The 10,489-nt window shown below is 49.1% G+C and carries 8 protein-coding genes; 5 read left to right on the forward strand and 3 right to left on the reverse strand.

The features are described from left to right. The first annotated feature begins 397 nt into the window (after positions 1-397). From recJ to C5S62_RS05150, 3 genes are all read left to right on the forward strand, one after another. The gene (gene recJ, locus C5S62_RS05140) at positions 398-2,116 is read left to right on the forward strand and encodes a single-stranded-DNA-specific exonuclease RecJ (protein WP_104404341.1); all 1,719 of its coding nucleotides are present in this window, start codon (positions 398-400) and stop codon (positions 2,114-2,116) included. A 13-nt stretch (positions 2,117-2,129) separates the two neighbouring features. Further along, positions 2,130-4,022, forward strand: coding sequence for an ATP-dependent DNA helicase RecQ (locus C5S62_RS05145; RefSeq protein ID WP_104404342.1), 1,893 nt, complete (start codon positions 2,130-2,132; stop codon positions 4,020-4,022). 240 nt (positions 4,023-4,262) lie between these two features. Continuing rightward, positions 4,263-5,681, forward strand: a complete 1,419-nt coding sequence (locus tag C5S62_RS05150; protein ID WP_223301144.1) for an alkaline phosphatase — start codon at positions 4,263-4,265, stop codon at positions 5,679-5,681. A gap of 409 nt (positions 5,682-6,090) precedes the next feature. Here C5S62_RS05150 and C5S62_RS05155 read toward each other — a convergent pair whose 3' ends face one another. From C5S62_RS05155 to C5S62_RS05165, 3 genes are all read right to left on the reverse strand, one after another. Continuing rightward, entirely contained in the window at positions 6,091-6,354 is a 264-nt protein-coding gene (locus C5S62_RS05155) for a hypothetical protein (RefSeq protein WP_104404343.1), read from the reverse strand. A 3-nt stretch (positions 6,355-6,357) separates the two neighbouring features. Beyond that, positions 6,358-6,738, reverse strand: coding sequence for a phage holin family protein (locus tag C5S62_RS05160; RefSeq protein WP_104404344.1), 381 nt, complete (start codon positions 6,736-6,738; stop codon positions 6,358-6,360). Positions 6,739-6,883: 145 nt separating this feature from the next. Next, positions 6,884-7,075 (reverse strand): YtxH domain-containing protein, encoded by a 192-nt coding sequence (locus tag C5S62_RS05165; protein WP_104404345.1) that lies wholly within the window; start codon positions 7,073-7,075, stop codon positions 6,884-6,886. A 322-nt stretch (positions 7,076-7,397) separates the two neighbouring features. Here C5S62_RS05165 and C5S62_RS05170 point away from each other — a divergent pair, with 322 nt between their 5' ends. Further along, positions 7,398-7,925, forward strand: a complete 528-nt coding sequence (locus tag C5S62_RS05170) for an SPOR domain-containing protein (RefSeq protein WP_104404346.1) — start codon at positions 7,398-7,400, stop codon at positions 7,923-7,925. Positions 7,926-7,985: 60 nt separating this feature from the next. After that, the gene (locus C5S62_RS05175; protein ID WP_190311554.1) at positions 7,986-10,340 is read left to right on the forward strand and encodes a DUF5686 family protein; all 2,355 of its coding nucleotides are present in this window, start codon (positions 7,986-7,988) and stop codon (positions 10,338-10,340) included. The last annotated feature ends 149 nt before the right edge of the window (positions 10,341-10,489 follow it).

The following is a 10,489-nucleotide window of genomic DNA, read 5'->3' on the forward strand; positions in this document are numbered from 1 at the left end:
CCCGTTTTCCCGTGAATTCCCCGTATTGCAATTTAAATTCCCCGTATTCAAGTTAAAAATCCAATACATACTTTCTCTATTTCAGTACTTGAAAGTGGAAAAACAGCCCACTGAAATGTTGCAGGAAGTTAAATATGTTAAAGTTAAAATCCCGAAATCAGGTAAATGAAAGGGTGTGCAGATATGGAAAATATGGTTTGTCAGACTGCAATAATTGCCGTGGACACCACATTCCCACTTTTGTTAAAGATGCAGGGCTTTTCGCTGAAAGTCGTAATCATGTCGTTTTTTTTGACTAACTTAGCTTGCTAAATTGGGCGAGTAGGCTTTTGCCGAAAACTTTGCAGGTCGGAAAGAACGGCCGAAGAGAAACGGAAAAATCAAAAAACATACCAATATGAACTATAAATGGACTTATGAAGAACCGGCGCCGGCAGAAGCGGCTGCCGCGACCTCACTGGCTGCTGAGGCGGGCATACATCCCGCTTTGGGCAAGTTGCTTCTGGGGCGCGGCATTTCCACTTCAGCCGAAGTCCGCCGATTCTTCAAACCCCAGCTCACCGACTTGCACGATCCTTTCCTTATGGACGACATGCAAGCGGCTGTGGACCGTCTCAACGAAGCTATGGGCCGCAAGGAACGCATCCTTGTTTATGGCGATTACGATGTCGACGGGTGTACGGCCGTTGCACTGGTATATAGGTTCTTACAGCAATATTATTCAAACATCGACTTCTACATCCCCGACCGGTATGAAGAGGGGTACGGCATCTCGAAAAAGGGAGTGGATTTTGCTGCAGAAACCGGCGTAAGGCTTATCATCGTGCTCGACTGCGGCATCAAAGCCGTCGAGGAAGTAGCCTATGCCAAATCGCTTGGCATCGATTTCATCATCTGCGACCACCATGTGCCCGATGAAACGCTGCCTTGTGCCGTAGCTATTCTCAATCCCAAGCGGCGCGACAACCATTATCCTTATACCCATCTCTCTGGTTGCGGCGTAGGCTTCAAGTTCATGCAGGCCTTTGCCATCAACAATGGCATAGAATTCAACAAGCTTGTCTCACTTCTGGACCTTTGTGCCGTAAGCATTGCTTCCGACATCGTGCCCGTAATGGGGGAAAACCGTATTTTGGCCAGTCATGGCCTGCGGTGTCTCAACGCCAATCCCAGTATCGGCCTGCGCGCCATAATCGAGGTATGCGGTCTGGCCGACCGCGAGCTTTCGATGAGCGACATCATCTTCAAGATAGGTCCGCGCATCAACGCCTCGGGGCGTATGCAAAACGGACGTGAAGCCGTGGAACTGCTGGTAGAGAAAGAGTACGGCGCCGCTCTTGAAAAAGCCGGCCATATCAACCTCTACAACGAGGCACGCAAAGACCTCGACAAGCAAACTACCGAACAGGCCGTAGAGCAGGTGGGACGGACTGTTGACATCAGCGGTTGCCGCAGCATCGTCATCTACAATGAAGAGTGGCACAAAGGCGTCATCGGCATAGTGGCCTCACGTCTTACGGAACAGTATTACCGGCCCGCCGTAGTGCTTACACGGTCGGAAGGTATGGCCACCGGCTCTGCCCGGTCGGTGTCGGGATTCGATGTCTATAAAGCCGTACAAAGTTGCGCCGATCTTTTGGAAAACTTTGGCGGACACACCTATGCCGCCGGTCTGTCGCTACGTGTAGAGAACGTGCCCGAATTCGGACGCCGCTTCGAAGCCTACGTATCCGAGCATATTCTCGATGAGCAGACCAAAGCCAGCCTCGACATCGACGCCTATCTCGACTTTCAGGATGTAAACTTCCGCTTCTATCAGCAACTCAAGCGGTTTGCACCCTTCGGGCCGGGCAACGAACGCCCCGTTTTCTGTACCCGTCGGGTCTACGATTACGGTACAAGCAAAGTCGTAGGACGCGGACAGGAGCACATCAAGCTCGAACTGGTGGACAACAAAAGCAACAACGTGATGAACGGCATAGCTTTCGGACAAAGCTCACAAGCCCGCTACATCAAAACGAAGCGCGCTTTCGACATTTGTTACGCAGTGGAGGAAAACACTCACAAGCGTGGCGAAGTGCAACTGCAGATAGAAGATATCCGGCCTTGCGAATAAACTGACACCTGCCTTGGAAAAATTTCGCGACATACTCCGCAAAAACTGGGGATACGATGATTTCCGCGGCATACAGCCCGATATCATCCGCAGTATTGCAGGCGGTCATGACACCCTCGGACTCATGCCGACAGGCGGCGGAAAGAGCATCACGTTTCAGGTGCCTTCGCTCGCCATGGAAGGGATGACCATTGTCGTCACCCCGCTCATCGCGCTCATGAAAGACCAGGTGGAAAACCTTTGCATGCGCGGCATACGTGCTGCTACAATACACGGCGGACTGTCGCATGAGGAAATACTGAAGCACCTCGACAACAGCGTCTACGGTGCCTACAAATTCCTGTACGTATCGCCCGAACGGCTGGGGTCGGAACTTTTTCAGGCCAAACTCCGGCGGATGAAAATCAACTTCATCACCGTGGACGAAGCGCACTGTATCTCGCAATGGGGATACGATTTCCGTCCGGCTTATCTCCAGATAGCGGAAATACGCAATGTCCTCCCAGGCGTACCCGTATTGGCGCTTACAGCCACCGCTACGCCGCGTGTGGTGGACGACATTTGCAGGCAACTGAACTTTCCGCAGGAAAAACGGCACGTATTCCGCATGAGTTTCGCCCGTCCTAATCTGCGCTATATCGTGCGGCGAACGGAAGACAAAGAGGCTGAAATCATACATATCCTCAGCAGTGTCGGAGGCGCTGCCATCGTTTACACGCGCAGCCGCCAGGGAACGGGAGACGTAGCGCGGTTGCTCAACGAGAACGGCATTAAAGCCATCAGCTATCATGCCGGATTGTCAGAAACGGACAAGGATGTTCGCCAGCGTGCCTGGCAGGAAGGAGAGACACGCGTCATGGTGGCCACAAACGCCTTCGGAATGGGTATAGACAAGTCCGATGTACGACTGGTGGTGCACATGGATTTGCCCGATTCCGTAGAAGCCTATTTTCAAGAAGCGGGCCGTGCAGGCCGTGACGGCCAGAAGTCCTATGCCGTATTGCTCTACAATAATGGCGACCATGGAAAGATGCTGCGGCGTATTCCCGAGACATTTCCTCCGCGCGAATTTGTCGACAAAGTGTATGAAGATCTCGGCAGTTACTTCCAATTGGGCGTGGGCTACGGAGAAGGCGCGAGCTATGAGTTTAATATCGACCGGTTCTGCACGGCGTTCAAGCATTTTCCCGTGCAGACAGTCAGCGCCCTGCGGCTGCTGACACGGGCCGGCTATATAGATTTTCGCGAAGAGACCGACAACACCTCGCGCCTGTTCTTCCTTGTGCGCCGTGATGAGCTTTACGGTATTCACCACTTTGCCCCTCTCACGGAAGAGGTGCTTCATCATGTGTTGCGTAATTACAGCGGTGTCTTTTCCGATTATGTCTGCATTGACGAAAGTCTTTTGGCACATGCCTGCGAATGTACGCCGCATGAGGTGTATGAGATTTTGAAAATGCTGTCCCGTCAGCGTATTATCCATTATATTCCCAGAAAGAAAATACCTCATATAACTTATCTCGTGCGGAGACTGGCTAATGCGCCGCTTTCGCGCAATGTTTATGACGAACGGAGAGATGATTATGTCCGTCGCATAGAGTCAATTCTCCAGTATGCGTCTACGGACGCCATTTGCCGCAGTCGTTACCTGCTCGATTATTTTGCAGACTCTACGGCTACGGATTGCGGTCATTGTGACGTCTGCATCGGTCGTCGTAAGAATACTTCCGGTGTGACAGAGCTGGCCGCGCTTTATACGGAATTGCTGGCCGATGGCAGTTGCCGTGATCTTACGGACTTTCCTTGCGGGAGGTTTGACGAGTCGGTGCGTATTTTGGCCTTGCAGTACCTTTCGGGAGCGGGACTTGTGCGGCAAACGGATAAAGGCTATGTGATTTGCCGCTGAGCCATGTTTTTTATGGCCATTTCTGGCGTCTGTCCTGACTTGGAATAATGTTTGCAGTTGTGTGTGTGTCGAAAGTGCGGATATGATATCCGTTCTATTTAGTTTGTATGCGGCTTTTGCATTTGATACTTTGTTTTTTATATCGCATACATAACTTTTTTTCGCTGAAATAGGTATTTTTGCAATTGTTGCCGCATTTTGAGGAATATTTGAAACTAACCAAATTATATTGTAAGAACAATGAACAAAAGATTTTTCAGCCTGTCCATGGCTTTCGTGATGGTCATGGCGCTTATGTCACAAGGCCGGGCCAAGTATGTGTTTTATTTCATTGGCGATGGTATGGGAGTGAACCAGGTTAACGGAACGGAAACTTACCTTGGGGCACTTGAAGGGCGTATAGGCGTATCGCCGCTTACTTTCACGCAGTTTCCTGCCGTAGGCATTGTCAATACGCAATCGGCCACAAATGGTGTGACGGATTCTGCTGCCAGCGGGACGGCTTTGGCCTGTGGCCGTAAGACTAAAAACGGCGCACTCGGAATGTTGGCCGATTTGACAACAAGTATAAGCAGTGTGGCCGCAAAAGCTAAAGAGGCCGGTATGGCTGTCGGTGTGGCGACAAGCGTATCGGTGGACCATGCTACGCCGGCGGCGTTTTATGCGCATGTGCCGGAACGCGGCATGTATCACCGGATAGGGAAAGATCTGATAACAGCCGGTTTCGATTTTTATGCCGGAGCTGATTTCCGCAATAATGAGGACAAGGCCGATACCTTGGGAACGCTTCATGAGCAGTGTGGCGCGGCGGGCTATACTCTTGTGCGCAATTACAGGGAATATCAGAAAAAGCGCCGCCGTGCCGACAAAATGTTGCTCCTGCAGGGCGATAAGCCTTCACATGGTGACCGTACATGCCTGCCTTATGCTATAGACCGTCAGAAAGATGATTTGACGCTACAGCAGATAACCCGTGCCGGGTTGTCCTTTCTCGCCAGAGAAGACAAAGGGAAGGACGGTTTTTTCCTGATGGTTGAAGGTGGAAAGATTGATTATGCCTGCCATTCCAACGATGCCGCCACGGTGTTCAAGGAGGTGATAGACTTGGATCAGGCTGTGCGGGTGGCTTATGAGTTTTATGAACAACATCCCGAAGAGACACTGATTGTTATTACGGCCGACCATGAGACCGGTGGCATTGTGTTGGGACGTGGCCCCTACGAACTGCATCTCGACTTGTTGAAATATCAGAAAATGAGTGTGGAGAAGTATTCTGCACATTTGAAGGAACTCAGTAAGAAAATGGGCGACACTCTCACGTGGGAAGCGGTGGAGGCCGATCTCAAAGAGAACTGGGGATTCTGGCAGGGGGTAAAATTGAACGACCATCAGACGAACCGACTCAAGAAAGCTTACGAAGCCCTTATGAGCGGTAAGGACAACGGTACGAAAAATCTTTATGCCAGCCTTAACGGCCTGTCCGATGCTGCCCGCCGCACCATGGCTGAGTGTGCATTGGTAGGCTGGCAGAGTGGCGGACATTCCAACGGTTATGTTCCGGTGTTTGCCATTGGAGCTGGTTCGGAAAAATTTGCCGGCATGATGGACAATACGGCGATACCAGCCCGAATTGCCGAAGCCGCAGGTCTTGACCTTTAAGCCTTTTGATACTGTCTCAGCAGCAGCCCGTTGCCATGGCAGCGGGGCTTTTTTTTATGGTCCGGCACATTTTAACACTATTTGCTTTCCGCCGGAAAATGTCGTATCTTTGTAACAGCCAAGCGGGACTTCCACGTGGGAAGTCCCGCTTTTTATATGATTTTCAGTTATTTTTGTGTGGATTTTCGCCGTATTATTGTCCTGAAATCCTAGTATTGGAATTTGAATTCCCCGTATTCGTGTTAAAATTCGAATACGGACTTTTGTGATTCCAATGCTTGAAGTCGGTTTTTGAGGTGTTTTAAATGTATAAGAAGGTTAAATATGTTAATTTTGAAATGGCGAAAAAGTGAGTTTCCCGTCATTGCGTTCTTTTACCGGCAGACTTTGTATGCCGCCAGTCTTGCAGTTATTTGCGCGGGACCTTTTTATTTTGGCGTTTCATAAAACCGCCGAATATGCGGAACAGTTTATAGCCTAACAATACGCCATCGTATGTCTTGAAAGCGGCTTTGGCGCGGTTGGACCATAAGTGATATTTGTTTTCAATGACGGGAGGTTCCACCATTTTGCCCCACATCTGCGTGATGTTCTGTTCTTTTTCGGCTATTTGCTTTGAAAGTTCGCTGCGGCGGGCTTTAATGGCTTCGAGGGAGTATGGAGATTTTACCATGGGTTATTGTTGCTTGTTTTGAGTGTCGTTTTTCTTTTCCAGAAATATACGGGCTATGAAGCTGGCCGTGGGACGCATGATGAGGGTATGACGGAAAATGTATACCAGCAGTCCGAGAAGCAAGCCAACTCCCGCCACAATGGCACAGGCTCCGGCCAGACTTCCCACTACATCAGCCAGCAGCAATGCTACGGTGTAGGAGAGAAACAGCAGGGCTACGGCGAAAATCACCAGCAGAACGACAGCCAGCAGCAAAGCCGACAGCAATGTGATGAGCTTGCCCACGAAATCGAGCTTGAGAAACTCAACCCTCAACCCGGCATAGTCGCGTATTTCGTTGATGAGATTACGGATGGATTTGATATTGTCGTCGTCGGAAAACACAGTCGGTTATTTTTTTGATTTGATAAAATGTCATGCGGATGTAAAAGAAAATGTGGCACGTGAGGAATAGAATTCCGGTAGATGCCCGAAACTGTATAGTTACCTCACATGCCACATTTTTTTAATGTTGTTTTTTCACGCCATCTTAGTAGTCCATGGCAATCTCGTCTGTAAGCTCGTCCATTTCCTTACGGCTCAACTTGATGCCCTTGCGGCGAAGTGCATCGGCAATTTTCTTACGGGTGTCTTCTCCTTTTTCAGGAGCAAAGAGAACACCGGCGGCAGCACCTACAACGGCTCCGCCCAAAAAAGCTACAAATAGATTCAATCCTTTCATGATGTAAAAATTTAATGGATTAAACTTTCAAACCTAAAAACCTGTCGGCACTGATTGGCCGAGGTGTTTCAGTTCATGGCGCAAATATACCGTTTTACGATATGCAAGCCAATAGCATGCAAGTTTTTTTACCACAAAACGGTGTAAATGGGCCAAGTTTAAAGTTGTTTAACTGTTAGTGTAAGGCAATACTGAAACATAAGAACTAATTTTGCAAAACAAGGCGGTTCAGGGCATGTGCTCTCTGCCGAAGTAAAATGTCACGGGCAGGACAAATGCCTGAAAAGTTTATTCCACAACAAAATATATTAAACACTCTAACATGAAGACATCTCTCGTATTAGGCCTTACCTTGTGCAGCGCAACACTGCTCTTCACAGGCTGTAAATCACAAGAAAGCGCTTACCGCCAGGCTTATGAAAAAGCAAAAGCCCAGGAACAAAACAATGCCGGTAATGAAACTTCGGTAGTGGCTGTTAACCCTAACGGGCAGAACTATAATCAAGGCAATGTAGCCGTAACCCCCGTTACTACGGCTCCTACTGCCGTAGACCATAGTGATGTACGTACCATTGAAGGGGGAGTGACCGTAGTCAAGGGAGAAGTCCTGCGCGCCTACAGTGTTGTAGTGGGCAGTTTCGTGACATTGGCTAATGCCGAGAGCCTGATGTCGACGCTCCAGAGCAAAGGGTGTGCTGCCCGTGTGGTGAAAACCAATGAGACCATTAGCGGACACACAGGCTGGTTCCGTGTGATTGCTTCGTCTTATGACGACAAGGCTTCGGCTGCCCGTTCGCGCGATGAACTGAAAAGTACCTACGCCGGTGCTTGGTTGCTCTATAATAAATAATGAAGAAGCAACGGCGGGGCCGCTTGCCTGCATCAGTTCCTCATAAGAGCGGATAGCTGTATGCAGCGGAGCCTGTCGCCTCGAAAGGAATATAAAATAAGAATAAACGAGCTGGTTGCCCAAAAGGTGACAGCTCGTTTGTTCTTATCGTCTGGAATAGAAACGTTACTGTTGTCATACCGCCTCCGCATGTCTGCACTCCTCTCTAATTTATTAAAGCATCATCCTGTAAAGGTGTTCTTCTTCTGCTGGCTGCTCATTATATCCGGATACGGACATTGTGTGGCCGCCTCTGCGCCTAAACGTGACAGTACGGAGACAGGGTGGGAGGTTAGTCTTGATACATTAATAGCGCGCGTTTATTCTTACACGGAACGCAATGGGTTGAATTTAAAAGATTTCGGTTCGGAAATATATGCACGCCACTACTTGCGCACTTATCGCCGCAACGGTCTGACACGTTATGTTCCAGGGCTTTTCCGTTTGGAACGCGGCGAAAACGATTACTTTGGTGAAAGCCTGGCACGCTACCGCTTTCGGCCTCCTGCCGAAGTGGACAAAAAGACTTTGGCCGCTTTTACCACCATGCCGTATCTTCCGGCAGGAAACGATCAGTGGACTGGTCGCTACAGCCTCTCCATTTATTCAGCTAATCTTTTTACCGATCGGATTCTTTCACCGCTTAACCGGCGAAACCGACGGTTCTATCGCTATAGAGTACAGAGTTGTTACGAAATTGAGGGAAAGCGGATTGTCAGTTTGAGAGTGAAGCCCCGCGTCTATAATACACAACTTGTGCGCGGAAAAATTGACATAGAAATGGCTACAGGCCGCGTCCATCATTTTTCATTCGATTTTACCTATGACGGCTCGCGTCTTCATGTCAGCGGAGAAATGGGGCGGGAGGGACAGGCTTCGCTTCTACCCTATAAAATATTGTTAGTGTCGCGCATGAAGTTTTTGGGCAACCGCTTTGAAGAAGCATATGAAGCCACAGCGACCTACGACTTCAGTGAGACTCATACAGACAAGAAACAGGCAAAACGCCGTGACCGTTTCGATCTCACCGAACAATGCCGCTTGCGCACCGACACAACACGGATGCGTCGCGACCGTGATTTCTTTGACAGCCACCGCCCGTTTCCACTCATGGCGCACCAACAAGCCGTTTACGACCGGTATGCAGAAAGTAAAACCAAAACTTTCCGGCCATTGCTGCCCGACACCACAGCTAAAAAACGTTTGAGAATGTCGCCTGCCACAGAAAAATTTCTTTTTGACAACCACAGTTACAGTATAGGGAAAAAGGCACAGATAAAACTTCCGGCTCTGCTCACACCGTCAATGATACAATGGAGCAAGAACAAAGGTTTCTCACTTCAGGCGCGTTTCCGCTTTCGTTATGACTTCCTTTCACAGCGCGCTGTCAACTTCTCGCCTCGTGTGGGATATAATTTCAAGCAGCGTCAGGTGTATTGGCAATTGCCGCTCAACCTTACTTTTTGGCCCTCGCATAACGGTTATGTCGATATCTCAGCGGCAGGTGGTGACCACATGTATAACAGCCGTCAGGCTGATGAGGTACGTTCAAAACTTCATGGTGTGACGGGATATGATTCGCTCGTCAACATTTTCAACAGTTATGAATTCCACTATTACCGTGACAACCATCTTAAAGCGATGGTGTCGGTACAGCCGGTAGTCGGTCTTCAGATTGGTGCAGGAGTGCGTTACCACCATCGTAGTTTGCTCCATTGGAATGACATCGCAGCTCAAAGCGGCATGTATCGTCATCTTTCCAGTATTGCTCCACGTTTGCATGTGATGTGGACTCCGGGGCAATATTACTATCGTGACGGTCTGCGTCCTGTGCCACTTCATTCTCAATGGCCCACCTTTATGCTCGATTACGAACGAGGCTTACAGGCTGCCGGCGCGCACACGGATTATGAACGTATAGAGTTTGATGCGAAATATTATCTGCCACTTTATGCCTTAAGGGCACTCTACTTCCGGGCTGGCGGCGGTTTCTACACCCGTCGCAGCAATAATTGTTTTCTTGACTATGACTACTTTCGCAACAGTTATATGCCTGAAGGATGGGAAGATGAGATGTCAGGACAATTCCAGCTTCTTGATAGCCGATGGTACAATGAGTCACGTCACTATGCCCGTTTGTCTGCCGCTTATGAAAGCCCTATGCTTTTGTTCTCGCGACTGAAATTTCTTACTAAGATTGTACAGAAAGAACGTGTATATCTCAATTTGCTTCATGTCAACAAACTAGGGTATTACGGGGAATGGGGATACGGCCTTTCCACCCCGATACTTGATGCCGCGGTTTTTGTCGCTGTGGCAGGTCATAAGCAAGCGGGGATAGGTGGTAAAGTGGCATTTCGTTTGTTTGATGATTGATTTCCATAAAGAGGGGAGGCCTTTACAATTGTAAAAGCCTCCCCTCTTTATGGAAAAATAAGTAGTCATCCGGTTTAAACGGGTCAAGCCGAAATTCGGGTCAAGCCGAAATTCCGGTGCATTTGTTAAAATTCGAGAGCTGAAATGTT

Origin of the sequence: Prevotella sp. MGM2 (assembly GCF_002933955.1) — a bacterium.
Lineage (GTDB): Bacteria > Bacteroidota > Bacteroidia > Bacteroidales > Bacteroidaceae > Alloprevotella.